Here is a 20,310-nt window from a genome sequence, read left to right as displayed (position 1 = left end):
CCCGGCCCGATTTCTGCAAGCCGGTAGCGACCCGCATCGCGACCGGCGTCTTTGCGCCTCGGGCTTTCCAATCCAGGTGCGATCCGGTACGGGGTCTTAAGCAACCGAACGAACGCCCGCTGGGCCGCGAGGAGTGGAGGAACATGGCCAAGGCTCTTGCCACCGAGTTTGAGGGGATGCTGCACCTTGAGGAAAAACTTGCCCTTTGCGGGCTGGCCTCGGCCCTGCCGGACGGATCCCGCATTCTGGAGGTGGGCACCTCCAGCGGGCTGACCAGCTGCATGCTGCGGGCCAACGCGCCCGGCTGCGAGGTCCACAGCCTGGACATTCGGGACAAGCGGGCCGGGATCGCGGCCACGAACCCGCCCGAGGGCGTGCGGTTCCATCTGGCCGCCTCCCCGGCCTATGCCGAGGCCCACCCGGACGAGCGCGTGGACATGCTCTTCATCGACGGCAGCCACACCCTGCTTTGGGCCTGGACCGATTTCCTGTCCCTGAGCGCACTGATGCCGGACGGCGCTCCCGTGGCCTTCCACGACTACGCTCCCCGGTTTCCCCCGCTGCAGATTCTCTGCGACGCCCTGGCCGCCACGGGACGGCTGCGGGATTGGAGCTACGCCCGCACGCTCTTCACGGGGAGGCTCGATTCCGCCGCGCCCCTGCCGGACGCCGAGCTGCTGGCGAAAATCGTGGCCCGCCACCGGGCCTGCGACGAGCACCACCTCGCCGGGTTCGTGGACCGGGGCGAGCGGGACTTCGCGGACCTGCGCGCGGGGCGCATGCGCATCGTGGGCCGGGGCAAGCGCGGGCGGCTGCTGGCCCGCCTGGCCGGGGTGGAGGAGTCCACCCTGCTCGACTCGGACCAGGCCCGCGATCCGGCAGTGCGCTACTGCATTTGCAGCTGGTACGCGCAGGAGGTCTTTGCCGCGCTCGCGGCCAACGGCGTGCCCCCGGAACAGGTGGTTTTCGCGGACGAGCCGATTTGGTACGGCTTTTTTCAGGATCTGGAGCGCGACTCCGGGTCGGCATTGCGGGAACATTTCGAGGCCCAGGCCGGGCAGCGCGTGGACGACCACATCTTCGCGGCTCTTGCGGCACTGCCGAGCGCGGAACGGCTTTGGCTCTGCTGGGCAGGGATTCTGATGGAAATCTAGCAGCGTATCGGGCCGGTACGCCGAACGAGGGAAAACGCCCCTGCGCAACCGATGTCCGGTGCGCAGGGGCGTTTTGCGTCGGGCGTTCCCCCGGAGGCGGGCGGGTTTCCGCGGCTAGGCCTGGGCAGCGGCCAGCAGTTCCTCCACCACCCGCTGCTGCTGGGCGCGGGTCATGCCGTGGAAGAGGGGCAGGGCCAGGCATTGGGCCGCTGCCCGCGCCGCGTTGCGGCAGTCGCCCACGATGGTGCAGTCCCGGCCCTGGAACGCGGGCTGGGCCGCGATGTCGTAGGAGCCGATCTGCGCCTCCACGCCCCGCGCGCGCATGCGTTCGCGCACGGCGTCGCGGTTGGCCAGCAGCACGCAGAAGGTCTGGTAGGAGTGCACGCCGCCGGGCGTGGTCCGGGGCAGGCGGATGTCCGCGCCCGCCGGAATTCCGGCCAGCAGCTCGCGGTAGGTCGCGGCCAGGGCCAGGCGCTCGGCCAGCAGCTCGTCCACCCGGTCCATCTGCCCCAGGGCGATGGCCGCGAGCACGTTGGAGAGCTTGTAGTTCGTGCCCGGCCCGACGAACTCCAGGGAGTCCAGCTGTCCGTCTTCGCAGCGCATGCCGAAATGCTTGTAGGAGCGCATGGCGTCGGCCAGGGCGTCGCTCTCGGTGGTCACGATGCCGCCTTCGCCCGAGGTGATGAACTTGCGCGGGTGCAGGCTGAAGACCGTGACGTCGGCCCGCGCGCCCACCCTGGCTCCGGCGTACTGCGCGCCGAGGGTGCAGGCCGCGTCCTCGACCACGGCGAATCCGTGCCGCTCCTTGAGCGCGTCCAGCCGGGCGTGGTCCACGGGGTTGCCGAACAGGGAAACGGGAATCACGGCGCGGGTGGCCGGGCTGAGGGCCGCCTCCAGGGCGTCCATGTCCATGAGCATGGTTTCGGGGTCCACGTCCACGATCACCGGGCGGGCGCCCACGATGCGGGCGGCCGCGGCCGTGGCCGGGTAGGTGTATGCCGGGACCACGACCTCGTGGCCGGGACCGACTCCCAGGGCGCGCAGGCCCAGCTCCAGACCCGTGGTGCAGGAGGTGGCGGCCAGGGCGTGGCGCGCGCCCACATAGGCGGCCATGCGCTCTTCCAGCTCGCGCGTCACCGGGCCTTCGGTGAGAAAGCCGCTGTCGAGCACGTCCATCACGCGCTGTTTCACGTTGTCGTCGATGACGGCCCGGATCAGGGGGATGTCGAACATGGTTTCGCCTCGCATGCTATGTTTCGGGACATGTGCTGTCCGCGAGTGTTCTTGATCATCGCTCAGGCCTTCCGACTCGCGTTTCGGCCGGGGAGCGGGTGCGCCAGTTCTCTGAAGTAGCTCCGAAAGCCGGAAAAGGTCGGCTGACCCTGCCGTGCGGCCGGGGCCGGTCCGGCAAAGAGGCAGGCGGCAGCCCGCAGGGTCTGGGCGGCGCGCGCCAGGCGGCCCGCTCCGGGCCTCTTGGCCGCTTCCTGAAACAATTCGGGCAGCAGGCCGTCGCCGAAGCGCGCTTCCTGCTCCTGAAGAAGCCGGGCCGCGCCCTGGGCCAGGGCCGCGCGCAGGTCCGGGTCCGCAGCCAGCAGCCGCAGGGCCGCGGCCAGCTCGTCCGGCCGGAATTCCACGGGCCGCGCCCGGCTGCCCCTGGCCGCCACGAGCAGGGCCTGCTCGCCGTGGCGGAGCACTTCGTTGTAGTTGGGCAGGTCGCGCAGAATCAGGGGCAGGCCGCAGGCCGCCGCCTCGAAAAGGGTCTGGGGCAGGCCGTCCGATTCGGGCACGGAGATGCCCAGGTCCGAGGCGCGGTAGAGCCGGGCCATGCCCGCGGCGTCCTGCGGCGGGAGGAAAAGCACGCTTTTCTCCAGGTTCAGCTCGCGGCGAAGCTCCCGCAGTCCGGCCTCGCAGGCCGGGTCCGCGCGGAAGGTGCACAGGGCCAGGTGCGCGCCCTGGTTCGCCAGCCCGCTCCGGGCAAAGGCCCGGAGGATGACGCCGGGGTTGTAGAGCGGCTGGAGCGCGCGCGGGGCGAGCAGCAGCAGGCCGGATTCGGGCAGCCCGGCGGCGCGTCGCTCCGCGCGCTTTTCCCCGCCCGCGCTCGCAGGCCGGAACAGGCTGCGGTCCACGCCCCAGGCCATGACGCGGACCTGGCCGCGCGGGCGCATGGCCCGGACCCGCTCCGCGAGGTATTCGGACTTGCAGAGCGCGAGCGCGGCCCGGCGCAGGCAGCCCCGCGTGGCCGCGCGCTGCACCGCGCCCGGATCGTGCTGCTCGTCGAAGAGCACGTCCCCGCCCATGACGCTGACGACCACGGGACGGCCCGTGGCCGTGGCCAGCCAGGCCCAGAGGCCCTGGGCGTATTGCACGAAGATCACGTCCGGGTCGAGGGCGCGCGCCAGCGCGAAAAAATGCACGCAGCGGGTAAGGGCCGTGAGCCGCCAGCAGCGGCCCAGGGGCAGACCGCGCGGCTGGGCCGCGTCCGCGCCGGGAGTGGCGGGGGCGGCCCGGCCCGTCAGCTCGGTGACGCGGAAGCCCGCGCCCCGCAGCAGGGCGCAGCGCTGGGAAAACTGCGGACTGTCCGCATGGCCGATGCAGAGCACGCGCAGCGCGGCGTTCATTGGCTTTTCCCGTCCGCATCCGCCTGCCGGGCGGCCAGGGTTCGGAGCATGGCCTCGTAGCGGGCCGTCTTTTGCGGCCAGGTCCAGCCCTGTTCGATGCTCCTGCGGGCCGCGCGGCGCAGCGGCTGCGGCGGCATGGCCCGGAGCCGCTCGATGCCCCTGGCGATGTCGTCCACGCTCCGCTCCACGAACAGGCCGTTTTCGCCGTGGCGGACCACTTCGGGCATGTTGCCCACGCGCGTGGTCAGCAGGGGGGTGCCGCAGGCCAGGGCTTCCAGGCAGGGATTGGGCGTGCCGTCGAACTCCGAGGCGCAGGCGTAGGCGTGGCAGCGGCGGTAGACCTCGTCGCGCAGCACTTCGTGCCCCCGGATGCCGGAGGCGTCGCCCTTGGAGGCGTCGTGGGCCACGGTGCGCAGCGGGGTTCCCGTGCGCTCGCAGGCCGCGCGGATCAGGTCCAGGCCCTTGTTCACGTCCGAGTTGGGATTGCCCACCCAGCCCAGGGAAAATTCCTCGTCGCGGCCCGGACCAGGACAAAAGAACTCGGCGTCCACGCCGTTCTGGCAGCAGAAGGCCCCGTCCAGGGCGAGCAGCTCCCGGCCGATGGCGCTGTTGGCGAAGACCGCGCCCACCCGCCCCTCAAGGTACGGCGTGCGCACGGAATCCACGTACCACGGGCCGTTGTTGCTCAGGCCGAGGATCAGCTTTTCCGGGGCCACGGGCACGGGCAGGTCGAGCATGTAGCTGCCGAAGAGGATCAGGAAGTCGTAGTCTTCCGGGTCGAAGGCCGCGCCGAAGGCCAGCGGGTCCACCCGGATGTCGGCGGGCATGTGCCGCGCCAGGGCCTGGGCCTTGTGCCACCAGGCCCAGCCCGGCACGTCGTAGAAGACCAGCACCCGCATGACCGCCTCCTAGAAAATGCGGTGCACGCGCAGGGCGTCGCCGTGCAGCTCGTCCAGATCCTGGGCGATGCGGTGCGAATACTTGTCGCTGCAGATGACCACGTCCTCGGCGAACTCAGGGATGCGGGCGGGCTCCAGCACGGGCCTGCCCAGGAATTCGCCGCCCCATTTGGCCTTGTTGCCGTCGGCAAAGGCCGTCACGTCCAGGTTCCGGAAGGGGGTCGATTCCATGAGCACCTCGGCCGTGCCGCCCGCGCCGTAGAGCACCAGGGGAACTCCGGCCAGCCGGTCCGCAAGCTCGTTGATGGCGGCGTAGATCTCCTCGCCCCAATAGGGCAGGACGCCCACGTGCAGGTCGGGGTGAAGCTCGGCCAGAGCGTCTTTGCAGGCGCGGTATTCGAAGGTCTGGCAGCTCAGCAGCGCGCTGTCCGCCTCGTCCGCCACGGCGTCCATCCGCACCACGGGCAGGCCCACATAGCGGCGGCCGGTGGCGGGCATGTCCGGAGCCGCGAGCACCAGGCGTTTTTGCGTGCGGCCCACGGCCCAGGAGAGAAAGTCGCCCAGGCAGGGACGCGTGCCCACCAGGGCCACGCGCTCGCCAGGGGCCGCCTCGATGGCCCGGAGCATGAATTCGAAGCTGTCCGGCGCGCTGAGGAAAATCGAGTTGCCGGCCTTTTCGCCTCCCTTTTCCCGGGCCACGGCCCGCTCCAGTTGGCGCCGGGCCGAGTGCAGGAAGCGCAGGGCTCCGGGGAAATGCTTCCCGGCGGCTTGCTCCGCCTCGTCGAAATGGCGCCGCCAATCCATGCCTTCCAGCAGGTCCGGGAAGAGGAAGATGTTTTCCTCGAAATAGTCGCCCATGACCGGGGTGAAGCGCATGGACCCGGCGCGCCCCTTGGCCAGCTCCACCACCTCGGCCATGTGGGGCAGGGAGGTCTTCATGATCACGAAATTGACGCTCAGCTCCCAGCCCGGCCGGGTGCGGGCCGTCTGGGCGCACCATTCGAAGTTGGCGAGCATGCGCTCCCAGGAGGCTCCCCTGCGGATGCGTTCGTAGCTCTCGCCGAAGCCTTCGATGCTGAACTCCAGAAAGAGGCGATCCAGCTTTTCCAACAGCTCGTGCCGCTGGTGCAGCAGGGTGCCGTTGGTGTTGGTGGAAAAGCGGACCCCGGTGTGCTGGTTCGCGGCCAGGTGTTCGATGATGGCCAGGGAATCCTTGGTCATGAAGGTTTCGCCGCCCACGGCGGTGACCGTGGTGATGTTCTCCAGGCCCACGTCGTCGAGCATGGCGATGAACTTTTCATAGGGCACGAGGCTGCCTTTGATGGCCTGCTCCGGGAGCTTGGAGTTGTAGCACATCACGCAGCGCAGGTTGCAGTCGGTGCAGGTGTTCACGGAGTAGAACACCGGCGCGTGGCTGACCTCGATCTCGCCTTTGTTGGCGCTTTCCCAACACGTGCGGACGGCATTCAGCTGGCTCGTCCCGGCAGAGAAATGGCTTTCCTGATGATCCCGCATGAAGCCCTGCTGCCGGTCCAGGCAGGTTTCGCAGGCCGTGCCCGCGATGTCCCCGTCCAGCAGACGGCGGCGCAGCTCGCGAAAGCCCCTGCCGTTGAAGATGCGCAGGACGTCGTCCCGACTGGCCGGGAAGGGCATGTGCTCTTGTCCGAGACCATAGAAGCAGCAGCAGTTGTAAACCGCGTCATTGATGTAGAGGTTGATCCACGGCGCGTAGCAGAGCGGCCTGGGCATGCGATCCTCCGTGCTCGGGCGGCGTGCCGCCCCTGAAAGTTTTTCGGCCCCGCGGGGCTATTCCGCGATGCCCGCCTGCCTGCGGCGGCGGGCCACTTCGGCCTTGTGGGCGTTGCGCCACTCGATGAGCAGTCGCAGGCCCTCGTCCAGTTCCTTCTCGTACTTGAAGCCGATCTCGGCCTCGGCCTTTTTCGGGCAGCCCACGCGGTTCTTCACGAAGGTCAGGCCGCCGGGCTTGTATTCGATTTCCAGGTTCGAGCCCGTGACCTTGAGAATGCGTTCGGCCAGCTGCTTGATGGAGGTCTTGATGCCGGTGCCCACATTGTAGCACTGGTCCGTGGCCTCGGACTTCATGGCGCAGATGTTGGCGCGGGCGCAGTCGCCCACGTAGACGAAGTCGTAGGCCTGGGAGCCGTCGCCGTAGACCACCGGGGGCAGGCCCTGGTCCAGTCGGTCGAGGATCTTCATGATCACGGCGATGTAGGTGCCCTGGTAGTCCTGGCGCGGTCCGTAGACGTTCATATAGCGCAGGCCCGCGTAGTCGAAGGCCTTGTCCGTGTTCTTGTAGCGGTGGTAGAGCGCGTGGCACATGGCCTCGCCCGCGATCTTGGTGGCCCCGTAGAAGTTGTCGTTGTTGTACGGGTGGTCCTCGGCCATGGGCTCGGTGAGCGCGTCGCCGTAGACCGATGCGGACGAGGAATAGACCAGCTTCTTCACGCCGTTCTGGAGCATGGCCTCCAGCACGTTGAAGGTGCCGCCGATGTTGACCTCGAAGGCGGAGCGCGGGAAGTCGTAGCAGTGCAGCAGCCAGAGCGCGGCGAGGTGGAACACGCCGTCCATGCCCTTCATGGCCTCGCCGAGGATGTCGCGGTGCAGCAGCTCGCCGCCGAGGTCGAAGATGCGCACGCGGGGATCCTTCAGGGCCGGGGCGAGGTTTTCCTCGCAGCCGCGCGTGAAGTTGTCGTAGATGCGGATTTCGGCCACGTCTTCCTGCGCGAGCTGGTCCACGAGGTGGGAGCCGATGAAGCCCGCGCCGCCGATGACGAGAAATTTCTTGCCCTTGATGTCCATGTCTGTCCTTTCAGGCCGATCCTTGCGGATCAGTTCGCTTGACGGCCGGAAGGCCGCGAAGGTTCCGGCCCCGGCGGTCCTTGTGCCGGATTCTTTACTTGCTGAATCATCCTTGCTTCAGCGCGCCCTGCGCCGCGCCCTTCCGGCCTTTGCCCCCGCCGCCGGAGGCATGGCCGGGAGCGCCGTTTCCGTGGCCTTTCCGTCCGCGTTATCGGCAGCCTCGGCTGCGGACTTCAGGCCGGATCCCCGGAGTGGCCGGAAAAACGTTCATTCACTTACTGTTCGCATGGAACCGGGACGCCGCACAAGCCCGGCCCGGATCGTCCGCCGGGCGCAAGCCCGCGCTCAGCGCAGCCTGTGCCCCAGGTTTTCCGCGATCTCCTCCACGATGTCCCGCACGTTCATGGTGTATTCCCAGTGCGGATAGTGCGCCTTGAACTTGGACACGTCCGAAATCCACCAGACGTGGTCGCCGACGCGGTTGTCCTCGGCGTAGCTCCAGCGGAAGGGGCGGCCCGAGATCTCCTCGCAGAGGGCGATGGCTTCCAGCATGGAGCAGTTGGAATGGCGGCCGCCGCCCGCGTTGTAGACCTCGCCGGGCCGGGGCGCCTGCATGAACTCCCAGAACATGTTCACCAGATCCGAGCTGTGGATGTTGTCGCGGACCTGCTTGCCCTTGTAGCCGAAGACCGTGTACGGCGCGCCCGTGAGCCCGCACTTGACCAGATAGGCCAGGAAGCCGTGCAGTTCGGCCCCGCTGTGGCCGGAGCCGGTCAGGCAGCCGCCCCGGAAGACCACGGTGTTCATGCCGAAATAGCGCCCGTACTCCTGGACCATGATGTCCGCGGCCACCTTGGACGCGCCGAACACGCTGTGGGTGCTGGCGTCGATGCTCATGCTCTCGTCGATGCCGCGCGCGTGCCAGGGGTGGGCCGGGTCCAGCTCCCAGCGGGTTTCCAGCTCCACCAGGGGCAGGCGGTTGGGCGTGTCGCCGTAGACCTTGTTCGTGGAGGTGAAGACGAAGACCGCCTCCGGGCAGTGCTTGCGCGCGGCCTCCAGCATGACCAGGGTGCCGCGCGCATTGATGTCGAAGTCCGTGAAGGGCTCGCGCGCGGCCCAGTCGTGGGAGGGCTGCGCCGCGGCGTGGATGATGATGCGCACGTCCTTGCCGTAGGCCGCGAAGACCTTGTCCACGGCGTCCGCGTCGCGGATGTCCGCGGCGTGGTGCTCGTAGCGGGGCAGATTTTCGGCCAGCTGCCGGACCTGCCACTTGGTCGAGGCCTGCTCGCCGAAGAAATAGCGGCGCATGTCGTTGTCGATGCCGACCACGTCCAGGCCCTTTTCCGCGAAGAACCGGGCGCTCTGCGCGCCGATGAGCCCGCCGGAGCCGGTGACGATGCATACGGACACGGCTAGGCCTCCTGCATGGCGGCCCGGGCCTTGAGGCACAGGCGCTTGGATTCGTTGAGCAGCTTGCCCCAGTTGGAGGAGCTGTGCACGTTGACCTCGCGGTTCTCGTGGGTCCGGATGGAGTAGAGGGTCTTGGCGATGTGCTTGAAGCGCGCGCCGCCCAGGGCGATGCGCAGGTAGAATTCGTGGTCGTTGGCCAGGTAGTCGTTGTCGTACCAGCCGAAGCGCTCGTGCAGGCTGCGCCGGTAGAGCTTGGACACGCCGCAGAGGTACCAGTCCGCGAAGCTGGTCTTGAAATCGTAGTCCGGGAATTTGAACTCCCGCAGGATGCGCCCGGCGTCGTCGAAGATGAAGGTGTCCGAGTAGACGAAGTCGGCCTCGTCGCGGTCCAGGGGCGCGGCCAGGGTGGAGACCATCTGCGGGTGGCAGATGTCGTCCGAGGCGATGTAGGTGCAGTATTCGCCCGTGGCGGCCTGAAAGCCCCGGTTGTAGGTCGGGGTGGAGCCGATGTTCCTTTCGTTGTGCAGGATCTTCAGCGTGCGTCCGGCCTTGGGGTAGCGGTCGTGCCAGGTGCGCTCGATCTCGTCCGTGGCTTCATTATAATAGGAGGCGTAGGAAACCTGCTGGCCTTCCACCTGCCGGGCGAATTCGTCCAGCACGGCGGCGGTTTCGTCCGTGGAGCAGTCGTTGACCACGACGATCTCCAGGTTGGGGTAGTCCTGGAACCAGATCGAGTCGAGGCAGGGGCCGAGATATCGGGCCTGGTTGTAGGTGGGCACGATCATGGAAACAAGGGCGGGAGAGGTCATAAGCGGTCGCCTTTTGCGTGTTGCGGTTCTGTCGGAAGGAATTGCTGTTCCGCAATGGTTATCAAGTTCCGTGCCATTTCCCGGTGCGGATCGCCCGGCGGCGGGCCTTGCCGGGCGTCCGGCAACGCGGGAAACATACCGCGCGCGCCCTGGAAGGGCAATGATCCGCGCTTCCGGCCTGGACATTTGTTTAGGGTTTTTCTAGATAGGAGAGAGGCGCGGGTGGGGAAATCCGCTGCCGCCAGGGGGCGCGGGGGGGAGCCGCAAGGTCCGCCGCCTCCTACAGGGGAAAAAAGTGATTTTGAGCGGCCTTTTGCATCATACCGACGGGCGCGCCGTCCGCGTGCCGTTTTTTCTTGCGGCCGTCGTGCTTCTGACGCTTTCGGCGTTCGCGGCCCTGTTGCCGCGTCCTGCCCTGGCGCTGGGCATCGGCCAGCAGTTCAACCGCGCCTACGACGATTTCCACGCCCTGACCAGGGACGCCGCCCGCAGCAAGTACCGCTCCGAATGGGAAAAGGTCGAGCGGGCCTTCACCGAGGTCTACTCCCGCGACCCGGACGGCGAATACGCTCCCAAGGCCCTCTATTACGACGGCCGGGTCTACGAGGAGATGGGCGCGGTCAGCTTCGTGGACGCCGATTTCCAGAAGGCCGTGGATTTCTTCCACCGCGTGGTCAAGCGCTTTCCCCGGCATTCCTGGAGCGACGACTGCCTCTACCGCGCGGCCCTGATCCGGCGCGACCGCCTCGGCGACAAGGCCGGAGCCTATGCGGACCTGAGCGCCATCGTGAAGGACTACAAGGGTTCGGACATGTATCCCAAGGCCCGGCAGGCCCTGGACGAGATGGACTCCGAGGCCGTGCGGGCGGCCAAGGCCGCTCCGGCCAAGACTGCTCCGGCCAAGCCCGCGGCTGCCGCCCCGGCTTCGGATTTCGACGTCGAGCCGGATTCCGGCTCCGTGGAGCCCGTGATTCCCGCTTCCCAGGCGGACGGCCCGGCCCGCCTGGACATGATCCGCTACCGTTCCAGCGACGACTACACCCGCGTGGTCCTGGAACTGAACCAGCCCGTGGAATACGTCTACAAATTTCTCGACCCCCTGCCGGAAAAGGACAAGGGCAACCGGGTCTACCTCGACCTGCGCAGCGCGCGCATCGGCGCGGACGTGGCCCGCAACGTGGAAATCTCGGACGGCATCCTGCGCGGCTACCGGGTCGGCCAGAACGACAAGGACGTGACCCGCGTGGTGCTCGACCTGCTCGACTTCCAGGAGCACAAGGTCTTCCACCTGAACAATCCCTTCCGGATCATCGTGGACGTGTATTCCCCGGAAAAGCACGCCGCGCCTACGGCCCTCTCCCGTCCGCCCGCGCCCACCTCCATCGGCAAGCCGCCCAAGAACGCGGCCAAGCAGGCCAAGGGCGTGGACCCCGGCGACCTCGTGGAGGTGCTCGGACTGACCATCAAGACCGTGATGATCGACGCGGGCCACGGCGCGCACGACAAGGGCGCCGTGCACAACGGCGTCTACGAGAAGGACATCAACCTGCTCGTGGCCAAGGAAGTGGGCGCGCTGCTGGAGAAGAAAGGCTTCAAGGTGCTCTACACCCGCACGGACGACACCTTCGTGCCCCTGGAGGAGCGCACGGCCATGGCCAACATGGCCAAGGCCGATCTGTTCCTCTCCCTGCACTGCAACGCCTACAAGAAGGCCTCGATCCGGGGATTCGAGACGTACAGCCTGAGCCTGAAGTCCTCCTCGGACGAGGCCCGGCGCGTGGCCGCGCGCGAAAACGGCGTCCAGCCCCACCAGATCAGCGACCTGCAATTCATCCTCGCGGACCTCGTGCTCAACTCCAAGGTCGAGGAAAGCTCGGACCTGGCCGAGGCCATCCAGAGCAGCGCCGTGGCCCACGTGGGCGAGAAGTACGGCATCCGCAACCACGGACATCGGCACGCGCCGTTCTACGTGCTCATGGGCGCGAAAATGCCCGCCGTGCTCGTGGAAATGGGCTACCTGAGCAACAAGAACGACGCCGCGAACCTGAGTTCCGCGAAATATCGCCGCCGCATCGCCGAGGGCATCGTGCAGGGCCTGCTGCAATACAAGAAGAACATTGAAAGTTTCGCCATGAACTAGGCTTGCCGGTTTCCTCCCGAAAAGGTTCCTTGCCGCGAATGTCCTGCCGAAGGTTGCTTCCGGCCCGCGAAAAGAGATACGATGAGTTCATAATGCGACCACTCTCCGCCTTGCTTCTTCATGGATGCTGCGCGCTGCTCCTGGCCTTGGCCCTGCCCCTGGCCGCGCCTTCCCATGCCTGGAGCGAGGGGATCCTGCGCGTCGTCACCGAGGATTGGCCTCCCTACAACTATACGCGGAACGGCGAGGTGGTCGGCTGCTCCACCGAAGTGGTCCGGGCCGTGCTGGAGCGCGCGGGAATCCAGGGCCGCTTCGAGTCCTACGCCTGGGCGCGGGCCTATGTCCTGGCCCAGACTCTGCCCGACGTGCTCATCTATTCCATCGCCCGCAACGCCGAGCGCGAGCCGCAGTTTCATTGGATCGGGCCCATCGGCGAACGCAGGCTCTTCCTCTACCGCCTTGCCGGCAGGGACGACCTGCGCGTGCGGAGCATCGACGACCTGCATCAATACCGCATCGGCCTGGTGCGCGACGATTTTGCCGAGCACTACTTCGCGGACCGGGGCTTCCTGGACAACGAATGCTTCACCCAGGCCTCCACCCAGGAGCAGGCCCTGCGGATGCTCCTGGCCGGGCGGGTGGACCTCGTTTCCGGCACGGACCCGGTCCTGGCCAGCTTCCTGCGCAAGGAGGGCCTGCCGCTGGACAGCGTGGAGCGGGTCTGGGAAATTCCGGCGGAGGCGGGCTACTACATGGCCCTGAAGGCCAATTCCGACCCGGACCTGCTGCGCCGCCTGGACAATGCCTTCCAGGAACTGCGCGACGAGGGGCGCATCGCGGAGATCAACCGCGCCTGCTTCGCGCCCTGGCGCGTGGGCGGGCAGGCCCCGGACCCGACTGCCGGACTCCCTGAAACCGCGCCCGGCCAACCTTGACCCGACCGCCTCCGGAGGCCGCATGATCCCCTTGGACATCCCCGGCTTCGGCCTGCTTCGGCTGGAGCATCTCGTGCTCGACTTCAACGGCACCCTGGCCCTGGACGGCGCGCTGTTGCCCGGCGTGGCCGGAGCGTTGCGCTCCCTGGCCGGGAGCCTGGACCTGCACGTGGTCACCGCGGACACGCACGGCGGCTGCGCCCGCGCCCTGGCCGGGCTGCCCGTGCGGCTGACCGTGCTCCCCCCCGGCGCAGAGCACGAGGCCAAGCGCGAAGCGGTCCGCGCCCTGGGCGCGGAAGCCTGCGTTGCCGTGGGCAACGGCCGCAACGACGCGCTGATGCTGGCCGAGGCCGCCCTGGGCGTGGCCGTGGTCCAGGGCGAATGCGCCTCGGCCGAGGCGGTGCGGGCCGCGGACCTGATCGCCCCGGACATCCTCGCGGCCCTGGGCCTGCTGCTTCGGCCCGCGCGCATCCTGGCGGGCCTGCGGCGATAGAAAAAAGCCCGCTTTCCGGCGACAGGCGCGGAAAACAGGCTTTCATCGTCCAGGGCCGTCCGGGCGGCCCCTGATCCGAGCGGAACCCGTGGTGCGTTCCGCTCCGGAGCGGGCAGAGCCGCTAGGCGTCCTCTCCCTCGGCGGGGAGCCACTCCGTGAGGATTTCCATGATCATCCGGGCCTGCTTGGCGCTGGAAATCACGAACTTGGACTTGGGCCGATAGTCGCCCTGGACTTTCTGGTAGCGCCGGATCGAATATTTTTCCGGCCCGAATTCCCCGCTGGTGCGGTTCAGCTCCTGGTAGCGATACATCAGGGTGGCCCACGCGCCCTTGGTCAGCACGCGCTTGTCCAGCTCCTTGACGATCTCCACCCCATCCTCTTCATATGCGACGGTCAATTCTTCCACGGTGGCTGCCATGCGTTCTCCTTCTGGTCTTGTATCCTGCGGAATGAGTGCGGTGTAGTGGATTTTCGCTTCAAAGGCCAGCAACTCGGACAGCGGGCAAAAACCCGCCTGCCAGGGGAAAATAACGGTGCCGCAAGCGGGTGTAATGGTGGGGGAAAATATCTGAAGGCCAGTATTTGTGGTGGCTTGCGCAGTATTGACAGTCCTATTGTCAGTGGGTAAGAGCCATTTCCCCTTTGGAGGAAAGAATCATGCATATCGTAGTGAAATACGCCTTTGTTCCGCTTCTGGTTCTGGGCCTGCTCTTTCAGGCAGTGCGCATCGAAGCCAAGAATCAGCGGATCGACAATCTTGAGCGCGACCTGCGCCTCGCCGAATACAAGGTCGAAAGCGGACAGCGCACCCTGGCCGTGACCCAGGCCCTGCAAAAGCAGCTCCTGGAGAGCAAGCGGGTCAAGAGCGTGACCATCACCGCCTACAACCCGAGCGAGGATCAGTGCGACGAGGATCCCCTCGTGGCCGCGAGCATGCGCAAGGTGCGCACCGGGACCATCGCCGTTTCCCGCGATCTCTTCGACCAGGGCTGGGTGTTCGGCAGAAAGGTCCGCATCGAAGGGCTCGGCATCTTCGAGATCAACGACCTGATGAACAAGCGCTTTTCCCGCAGCATCGACGTGTTCATGTGGGACGAGAACCAGGCCACGGCCTTTGGCCGCCGCAAGGCCCGCGCCGCCCTGCTCGACATCTAGCCTCTGCCCGCGTCGGTTTCCTTTCGAGCGAAACCCTTGTATATGACCGCGCAGGGGGGCATTCGGTTGTTGTCACGCATTTTGTCCGCGCTTTTCGCGTCGGCGCTTTTCGCGCTGGCCCTGTCTTTTCCCGCGCGCGCGGAGCAGCCGCCTTCCGGGCTGCTCATCCGCGTCGGCGTCTATGACAATCGCCCGATCATCTTCCGGGACGAGGACGGCGAGGCCGCCGGGTTTTTCGTGGACATCCTGGAGCAGGTCGCCCGCGAGCGAGGCTGGCGCATCCAATATGTCTTCGACCGCTGGACCAATGTGTTCGACGCGGTGCGCGCGGGGAGCATCGACCTGCTTCCCGCCGTGGCCTATGACGAAGCCCGCTCGAAATTCCTCGCCTTTTCCGAGCAGACGCTGCTGACGAACTGGGGGCAGATCTATGTCCGCCGGGACGATCCGCTCCAATCCCTGCTTGATCTTCGGGGCCGGATCATCGGCGTGCAGCGACGCGACACCCACGGCGCGGCCCTGCTCAAGGCGCTCGACAAGTTCGGCATCGAATACGCCGTGGTGGAGTACGACACCTATCGTCAGCTTTTCGAAGCCCTGGATAGCGGCGTTGCCGAGGCCGTGGCCGTGAACCGCATCTTCGGCACCCAGAATTCCGGCCAGTACGACGTGCGGGCCACGCCCGTGGTCTTCAATCCCATCGAGATACGCTTCGCCGCTCCCCTGGGCGATCCCCGGCGCCTGCTCCCGGCCCTGGACGCACGCGTGACGGCCATGATGCGCGAGCGGGATTCCGTGTACCACCGCTCCCAGGCCCGCTGGTTCGGCGGCGTCGCCCCGGACATGGTGCCGCGCTGGCTGCTGCCCGGCCTCAGCCTCGTGGGCGCGGTGCTGATGCTGCTCGCGGGCATGAACATGATCATGCGCCGCCGGGTGGCGGAGCGCACCGCCGAGCTGGTGGAGGCGCGCGACGCGGCCCATGCCGCCTCCGAAGCCAAGAGCCGCTTTCTGGCCAACATGAGCCACGAGGTGCGCACCCCGCTGAACGGCCTGCTCGGCATGCTCCAAATCCTGCGGGACACGGGCCTGGACCGCGAGCAGGAGGAATACGTCCAGACCGCGTTGCACTCCGGGCGCAACCTGCTGACCGTGATCAACGACGTGCTCGACCTCTCCAAGATCGAGGCGGGCGCCATGGACGTGGTCGAGGAGCCGTATTCACTGTCGGAGCTGGTGGGCGGGGTCTGCGGGCTGTTCGTGGAAGAGGCCCGGCGCAAGGGCATCGGCCTGAGCTGGGAAACGGATGCAAAGAACGGGGACTGGCTGGCGGGCGATCCCGGCAGGCTGCGCCAGATGCTCTTCAACATCATCGGCAACGCCGTGAAGTTCACGCGCAGCGGCGGGGTTCATGTCCTGGCGAGGGTCGCGGCCGGTCAGGACGCCGCTTCCGAGCGCCTGCGCATCGTGGTCCGCGACACGGGCATCGGCATCGATCCCGGGCTGGTGGAAAGCTGCTTCGAGCCGTTTTGCCAGCTCGACGCCTCCAGCACGCGGGCCTACGGCGGCGCGGGCCTGGGCCTGTCCATCGTGCGGCGGCTCACGGACCTCATGGGCGGCGAGGTCGAAATCTCCTCCGAGCCGGACCGGGGCACGGAATTCCGGGTCATCCTGCCCACGCGCAGCGTCGGGGAGCACGAGCGTCCGGACAGGGACGCGGAGCAGCGCGCAAGGGCCGCGCAGACCAGGGCCGAGCCCAAGGGCCTGCGCATTCTCATCGGCGAGGACAACCGGGTCAACCGGCTGGCCATGCGGCGTTTTCTGGAAAAGCTGGGCCACAGTCCCATCGAGGCGGGCAACGGCAGGGAAGTGCTCGACCTGCTCGCCCTGGAGCGGGTGGACTGCGTGCTCATGGACGTGCAGATGCCGATCATGGACGGGCTGGAAGCCACCCGGCGCATCCGCGCGGGCGAGGTGGGCGCGGCCAACCGCGCGCTGCCCGTCGTCGCGGTCACGGCCCACGCCATGAAGGGCGACCGGGAGCAATTTCTGGCGGGCGGCATGGACGCGTATCTGGCCAAGCCCGTGGACCGCGAGGATTTGCGGCGGGTTCTGGGCGAACTTTTCGGCGTGCCCGCCTGATTCCGCACATCCCGATCATGAAGGCGATTTTTCGTGCGTCGCAAACGGCGTTGCCTGGCCCGGCAGCGGCGTGCTACAGCCGGAGCGGAGGTTCACCATGCTGGAGTTTCTGGGCGTGACGCTCTTCATTCTGCTGGCTGCCATGGCTCCGGGCGCGGACTTCGCCATGGTCATGCGCAATTCCATGCTCTACTCGCGGCGCAGCGCCTGTCTCACGGCCCTGGGCGTGGGCGCGAGCATGCTCGTGCACACCTCCTACAGCCTGCTCGGCCTGGCCGTGCTCATCTCCCAGTCCGTGGCGCTCTTCACCGCGGTCAAGTATGCGGGCGCGGCCTACCTCTGCTGGCTGGGCTGGCAGAGCCTGCGCAGCGGGGGCGGGGCCGCGTGTTCGGCAAGCGTCGATTCCAGGCCGGACATCAGCCCCTGGCGCGCCTTCCGGCAGGGCTTCTTCTGCAACCTGCTCAATCCCAAGGCGCCGCTTTTCTTCATCGCCTTCTATTCCGTGGTCGTGCCCGCGGCCGCGCCCCTGGGCGTGCGCGCGCTCTACGGCCTGGAATGCGCCTTCGTGGTCGGGGGCTGGTTCGTACTTCTGGCCGTGCTGGCCACCCACGCCCCGGTCAAGCAGGGCCTGGGCCGCGCCCAGCGCTGGATTTCCCGCGCCCTGGGCGGAGCGATGCTGTATTTCGGCATCCGGCTGGCCCTGGCCCAGCGCTAGGCCGAGGCGTCCGGGCTAGAGGTCCACGATCTCCACGCAGGACGCCGCCAGACGGCAGCCCAGGAACACGCCGCCCACCCGCGCGAAGCGCTCGGCCCCGTCCGTGGCCAGGAAGCGCACCCGGTCGGGAACGCCGGGAACGCCTTCCGCGCAGACCTGCGCGCAGATGTCCGCCCCTTGTCCTGCGTCCTTTTTCTCCGCGTGCGGCCCGCCCCGCAGGAGCCCCTCGCGCACGAGATATTCCTCCACCTCCGCGGCCGTGGTGTCCGCGGAATCGATCACGGCCACGTCCGGCCCGGCCACGTTGGCGATGGCCCCGGCCAGGGCGGGAAAATGCGTGCAGCCGAGAACCATGCTGTCCGGACCCTGCGTCCCGAATTCCGCGAAGAGCGGAATCAGGTATTCCCTGGCCACGGCTTCCACCAGGGGGCCGTGGGTCCAGCCTTCCTCGGCCAGGGCCACGAACAGCGCGCAGGCCCGCTGCCGGACCACTGCTTCGGGCCGGATGGATTCGATGGCCCGCTGGTAGGCTCCGCCCTGCACGGTGCTTTCCGTGGCCAGGACCGCGATGCGGCCCGTGGCGGAGCGGGCGCAGGCCGCCCGCGCTCCGGGCCGGACCACGCCCAGCACCGGCAGGTCGGGAAAGCTCTCCCGCAGAACGGGCAAGGCCACGGACGAGGCCGTGTTGCAAGCCACCACGAGCATCTTGATGCCGCGCGCGGCCAGAACCTGCGCGCACTGCACGGCGTAGCGCGCCACCGAGGCGGGGCTCTTGGCGCCGTAGGGCAGCCGGGCCGTGTCGCCGAGATAGAGGAAATCCTCGCCGGGCAGGCGCGCGGCCAGGGCGCGAAGCACCGTCAGTCCGCCCACGCCGGAATCGAAAACACCGATGGGAAGGGCCGCGTCCGGCCCGGAAATGTTGGATCGCATGGCCCGGACTAGCCCCATTTGCCGGGGCTTGTCCATAGAAAGCCCTGGTTGCGCGCGGGAAATTTCCGTCCGGGATCTTTTGTGGTTGACGTGATCCAAAAATAGTAATAGGAATTATTCACACTCTTCGATCAACCCCAACCCGACAGGAGCAGGACATGCGCGAACAGGTTCTCGAAGCGATCAAGGCCGCGGGCAAGCCGATTCGACCCGGCGACGTGGCCAAGGCCCTGGGCCTCGACCCCAAGGAGGTTTCCAAGGCCGTCAAGGCGCTCAGGGAAGAAGGCGCGATCGTCTCTCCCCGGCGCTGCTTCTACGAACCCGCGTAGCGTTCCGGCCTGATCGGCGCATCTCCCACGTCACCTCCCTCCGCGTGGAAACCGTTGCGGCCCGCCCCCTTGAACCGGGGAGCGGGCCGCTCTGTCGTCGTGCGTATCAGGATTCGAGGGCCGCGAGGCTCAATCTTCGTGGCCGAGCCATTCCAGCTTGTAGAGGTCGGTGCGGCGGCTTTCGGCGTTGCGCACGCTGCCCTTGGCCCGCAGTTCCTTGACCAGGCCCAGGTCCAGGTCCGTGATCAGCGTGGTTTCCACGCCGGGCGTGGCCTCGGCCGCGATGGCGTCGTGCGGGAAGGAGAAGTCCGAGGGCGTGAAGATGGCGGCCTGGGAGTATTGGATGCCCATGGTCTCGACCTTGGGGATGTTGCCCACGCTGCCGGAGATGGCCACGTAGCATTCGTTTTCGATGGCCCGGGCCTGGGCGCAGCGCCGCACCCGCAGGTAGGCGTTGCGGGTGTCCGTCCAGAAGGGCACGAGCAGGATGCGCATGCCCTGCTCGGCCTGGAGCCGCGCCAGTTCGGGAAATTCGATGTCGTAGCAGATCAGGATGCCGATCTTGCCCACGTCCGTGTCGAAGACCTTGAGCTTGTCGCCGCCGGTCAGGCCCCAGCTGTAGGACTCCTCCGGGGTGATGTGCAGCTTGTACTGGCTGTCCCAGGTGCCGTCGCGCCGCAGCAGGTAGCAGACGTTGTAGAGCTTCCCGTCCTCCTGGAGTTCCGGCACGCTGCCCGTGACGATGTTGATGTTGTAGGCCAGGGCCATTTCGCTCATTTCCGCGCGCATGCGCTCGGTGTGTCCGGCCAGGGCGCGCATGGCGTCCGCCGGGCTGCGGTCGTCGAACTGGTGGATCAGCGGCGCGTTGAACAGCTCCGGAAAGAGCACGATGTCCGAGCCGTAGTCCGAAACCGTGTCCACGAAGAACTCGGCCTGCTGCATGAAGTCCTCGAAGGACTCGAACCGGCGCATCTGCCACTGGACCACGCCCACGCGGGCCACGGTCTTGGTCCCGCCGAAGATGCGCGTGCGCTTTTCGTGGTTGATGTTGATCCACTCCAGCAGCACGGCGTTGCCCAGGGAGGCTTCGTCCTCCGGCCAGTAGTTGCGGAGCATGTTCTTGATGTGGAAATCGTTGGAGAGCTGGAACGAGAGCACCGGGTCGTACAGTTCGCGCAGCTGGACCTTCTGGATGTATTCCTGGGGCCGCAGCTCCTCGGCGTATTCGCGGTAGCCGGGAATGCGGCCGCCCACGAGGATGCCCTTGAGGTTGAGCTGCTCGCAGAGTTCCTTGCGCGCGTCGTAGAGCCTGCGGCCCAGGCGCATGCCCTGGTATTCCGGGTCCACGAAGACCTCGATGCCGTAGAGGTAGTCGCCGTCCGGGTCGTGCTTGCGCATCTTGCCGTCGCCGATGATCTCCTCGTAGGTGTGGTTCTCGCCGAAGATGGAATAGTCGATGATCAGGGACAGGGCCACGGCCACGGGCCGCCCCTTGTCCTCGATGCAGATCTGCCCCTCGCCGAAGCGCCGGACCATGAAGGCGATTTCCTCCTGGGTCCAGGGCTTGGTCATGCGGTAGACCCTGCTGCAGATCTCGCGCACGCGGTCGTAGTCGTCCAGGGTCAGGTTTCGGAGCCTCAGTTTGTGGGTGGTCTCGTTTTCAGTCATGTCTTTTGCGGGTTGAAGGTGTCGGCGGGCTGGAAGCTTGTCCAGCTTCCAGCATACCTGATCCGCAGGAAAGGGCAAATTCGCGATGTGTGG

At 67.3% G+C, this 20,310-nt stretch carries 17 protein-coding genes and 1 pseudogene; 8 read left to right on the top strand and 10 right to left on the bottom strand.

All coding sequences use genetic code 11. From position 1 onward, the window contains the following. Positions 1–143: 143 nt before the first annotated feature. On the top strand, positions 144–1,154 hold the full coding sequence (locus G452_RS0114820) for a class I SAM-dependent methyltransferase (protein WP_022663044.1): 1,011 nt from the start codon (positions 144–146) through the stop codon (positions 1,152–1,154). A gap of 114 nt (positions 1,155–1,268) precedes the next feature. Here the strand turns inward: G452_RS0114820 and G452_RS0114815 are convergent, their stop codons facing one another. The 7 genes and pseudogenes from G452_RS0114815 to G452_RS0114785 form a co-directional block, all read right to left on the bottom strand. Further along, a complete protein-coding gene (locus G452_RS0114815) occupies positions 1,269–2,387 on the bottom strand; it encodes a DegT/DnrJ/EryC1/StrS family aminotransferase (protein ID WP_022663043.1) in 1,119 nt (372 codons plus the stop codon). Positions 2,388–2,449: 62 nt separating this feature from the next. Then, positions 2,450–3,772 carry a glycosyltransferase gene (locus G452_RS0114810; protein ID WP_022663042.1) on the bottom strand — a complete coding sequence of 441 codons (1,323 nt, stop codon included), beginning with the start codon at positions 3,770–3,772 and terminating at the stop codon, positions 2,450–2,452. Between the two features lie 74 nt (positions 3,773–3,846). Beyond that, a pseudogene (locus tag G452_RS20790) lies at positions 3,847–4,509 on the bottom strand (glycosyltransferase); the annotation flags it as partial. A 171-nt stretch (positions 4,510–4,680) separates the two neighbouring features. Beyond that, positions 4,681–6,420: a radical SAM protein gene (locus G452_RS0114800; RefSeq protein WP_022663040.1), complete on the bottom strand. Its 1,740-nt coding sequence runs from the start codon at positions 6,418–6,420 to the stop codon at positions 4,681–4,683. A 57-nt stretch (positions 6,421–6,477) separates the two neighbouring features. Next, a complete protein-coding gene (locus G452_RS0114795; protein ID WP_022663039.1) occupies positions 6,478–7,491 on the bottom strand; it encodes an NAD-dependent epimerase/dehydratase family protein in 1,014 nt (337 codons plus the stop codon). A gap of 345 nt (positions 7,492–7,836) precedes the next feature. Further along, a complete protein-coding gene (locus G452_RS0114790) occupies positions 7,837–8,901 on the bottom strand; it encodes an NAD-dependent epimerase/dehydratase family protein (RefSeq protein WP_022663038.1) in 1,065 nt (354 codons plus the stop codon). A 2-nt stretch (positions 8,902–8,903) separates the two neighbouring features. Next, the gene (locus tag G452_RS0114785; protein WP_022663037.1) at positions 8,904–9,710 is read right to left on the bottom strand and encodes a glycosyltransferase family 2 protein; all 807 of its coding nucleotides are present in this window, start codon (positions 9,708–9,710) and stop codon (positions 8,904–8,906) included. A 343-nt stretch (positions 9,711–10,053) separates the two neighbouring features. Between G452_RS0114785 and G452_RS19760 the strand changes: the two genes are divergently transcribed. From G452_RS19760 to G452_RS0114770, 3 genes are all read left to right on the top strand, one after another. After that, a complete protein-coding gene (locus G452_RS19760) occupies positions 10,054–11,850 on the top strand; it encodes an N-acetylmuramoyl-L-alanine amidase (RefSeq protein ID WP_040368767.1) in 1,797 nt (598 codons plus the stop codon). A 92-nt stretch (positions 11,851–11,942) separates the two neighbouring features. Further along, positions 11,943–12,785, top strand: coding sequence for a substrate-binding periplasmic protein (locus G452_RS20785; RefSeq protein ID WP_162141315.1), 843 nt, complete (start codon positions 11,943–11,945; stop codon positions 12,783–12,785). Between the two features lie 22 nt (positions 12,786–12,807). Next, positions 12,808–13,278 carry an HAD family hydrolase gene (locus tag G452_RS0114770; RefSeq protein ID WP_022663034.1) on the top strand — a complete coding sequence of 157 codons (471 nt, stop codon included), beginning with the start codon at positions 12,808–12,810 and terminating at the stop codon, positions 13,276–13,278. Positions 13,279–13,399: 121 nt separating this feature from the next. On the opposite strand, the gene G452_RS0114765 is transcribed toward G452_RS0114770, so the two are convergent. Continuing rightward, on the bottom strand, positions 13,400–13,699 hold the full coding sequence (locus tag G452_RS0114765) for a hypothetical protein (protein WP_022663033.1): 300 nt from the start codon (positions 13,697–13,699) through the stop codon (positions 13,400–13,402). A 239-nt stretch (positions 13,700–13,938) separates the two neighbouring features. Here G452_RS0114765 and G452_RS0114760 point away from each other — a divergent pair, with 239 nt between their 5' ends. The 3 genes from G452_RS0114760 (at position 13,939) to G452_RS0114750 (ending at position 17,290) form a co-directional block, all read left to right on the top strand. After that, the gene (locus G452_RS0114760; RefSeq protein ID WP_022663032.1) at positions 13,939–14,436 is read left to right on the top strand and encodes a 3D domain-containing protein; all 498 of its coding nucleotides are present in this window, start codon (positions 13,939–13,941) and stop codon (positions 14,434–14,436) included. A 69-nt stretch (positions 14,437–14,505) separates the two neighbouring features. Then, positions 14,506–16,575: a hybrid sensor histidine kinase/response regulator gene (locus G452_RS20780; RefSeq protein WP_162141314.1), complete on the top strand. Its 2,070-nt coding sequence runs from the start codon at positions 14,506–14,508 to the stop codon at positions 16,573–16,575. Positions 16,576–16,672: 97 nt separating this feature from the next. Further along, on the top strand, positions 16,673–17,290 hold the full coding sequence (locus G452_RS0114750) for a LysE family transporter (RefSeq protein ID WP_027189306.1): 618 nt from the start codon (positions 16,673–16,675) through the stop codon (positions 17,288–17,290). 15 nt (positions 17,291–17,305) lie between these two features. Here G452_RS0114750 and murI read toward each other — a convergent pair whose 3' ends face one another. After that, complete coding sequence (gene murI, locus G452_RS0114745; RefSeq protein WP_040368764.1) at positions 17,306–18,220, bottom strand: glutamate racemase; 915 nt, start codon at positions 18,218–18,220, stop codon at positions 17,306–17,308. A gap of 158 nt (positions 18,221–18,378) precedes the next feature. Between murI and G452_RS0114740 the strand changes: the two genes are divergently transcribed. Next, complete coding sequence (locus tag G452_RS0114740; RefSeq protein ID WP_022663028.1) at positions 18,379–18,549, top strand: winged helix-turn-helix transcriptional regulator; 171 nt, start codon at positions 18,379–18,381, stop codon at positions 18,547–18,549. 129 nt (positions 18,550–18,678) lie between these two features. Here G452_RS0114740 and G452_RS0114735 read toward each other — a convergent pair whose 3' ends face one another. After that, positions 18,679–20,217, bottom strand: a complete 1,539-nt coding sequence (locus tag G452_RS0114735; protein ID WP_022663027.1) for a bifunctional GNAT family N-acetyltransferase/carbon-nitrogen hydrolase family protein — start codon at positions 20,215–20,217, stop codon at positions 18,679–18,681. Positions 20,218–20,310: the final 93 nt, after the last annotated feature.

This window comes from Paucidesulfovibrio longus DSM 6739 (genome assembly GCF_000420485.1).
GTDB classification, from domain to species: domain Bacteria; phylum Desulfobacterota; class Desulfovibrionia; order Desulfovibrionales; family Desulfovibrionaceae; genus Paucidesulfovibrio; species Paucidesulfovibrio longus.
Note: the sequence above shows the minus strand (reverse complement) of the source record. Positions and strands in the feature narration are given on the sequence as shown.

What these genes read in the sequence shown, in the direction of transcription:
- G452_RS0114760 (WP_022663032.1), top strand. Translation starts at nt 13,939, where the DNA reads ATGCATATCGTAGTGAAATACGCCTTTGTTCCGCTTCTGGTTCTGGGC.
- G452_RS0114735 (WP_022663027.1), bottom strand. Translation starts at nt 20,217, where the DNA reads ATGACTGAAAACGAGACCACCCACAAACTGAGGCTCCGAAACCTGACC.
- murI (WP_040368764.1), bottom strand. Translation starts at nt 18,220, where the DNA reads ATGCGATCCAACATTTCCGGGCCGGACGCGGCCCTTCCCATCGGTGTT.
- G452_RS0114765 (WP_022663033.1), bottom strand. Translation starts at nt 13,699, where the DNA reads ATGGCAGCCACCGTGGAAGAATTGACCGTCGCATATGAAGAGGATGGG.
- G452_RS20785 (WP_162141315.1), top strand. Translation starts at nt 11,943, where the DNA reads ATGCGACCACTCTCCGCCTTGCTTCTTCATGGATGCTGCGCGCTGCTC.
- G452_RS0114750 (WP_027189306.1), top strand. Translation starts at nt 16,673, where the DNA reads ATGCTGGAGTTTCTGGGCGTGACGCTCTTCATTCTGCTGGCTGCCATG.
- G452_RS0114815 (WP_022663043.1), bottom strand. Translation starts at nt 2,387, where the DNA reads ATGTTCGACATCCCCCTGATCCGGGCCGTCATCGACGACAACGTGAAA.
- G452_RS0114795 (WP_022663039.1), bottom strand. Translation starts at nt 7,491, where the DNA reads ATGGACATCAAGGGCAAGAAATTTCTCGTCATCGGCGGCGCGGGCTTC.
- G452_RS0114800 (WP_022663040.1), bottom strand. Translation starts at nt 6,420, where the DNA reads ATGCCCAGGCCGCTCTGCTACGCGCCGTGGATCAACCTCTACATCAAT.
- G452_RS0114820 (WP_022663044.1), top strand. Translation starts at nt 144, where the DNA reads ATGGCCAAGGCTCTTGCCACCGAGTTTGAGGGGATGCTGCACCTTGAG.
- G452_RS0114770 (WP_022663034.1), top strand. Translation starts at nt 12,808, where the DNA reads ATGATCCCCTTGGACATCCCCGGCTTCGGCCTGCTTCGGCTGGAGCAT.
- G452_RS0114740 (WP_022663028.1), top strand. Translation starts at nt 18,379, where the DNA reads ATGCGCGAACAGGTTCTCGAAGCGATCAAGGCCGCGGGCAAGCCGATT.
- G452_RS0114810 (WP_022663042.1), bottom strand. Translation starts at nt 3,772, where the DNA reads ATGAACGCCGCGCTGCGCGTGCTCTGCATCGGCCATGCGGACAGTCCG.
- G452_RS0114785 (WP_022663037.1), bottom strand. Translation starts at nt 9,710, where the DNA reads ATGACCTCTCCCGCCCTTGTTTCCATGATCGTGCCCACCTACAACCAG.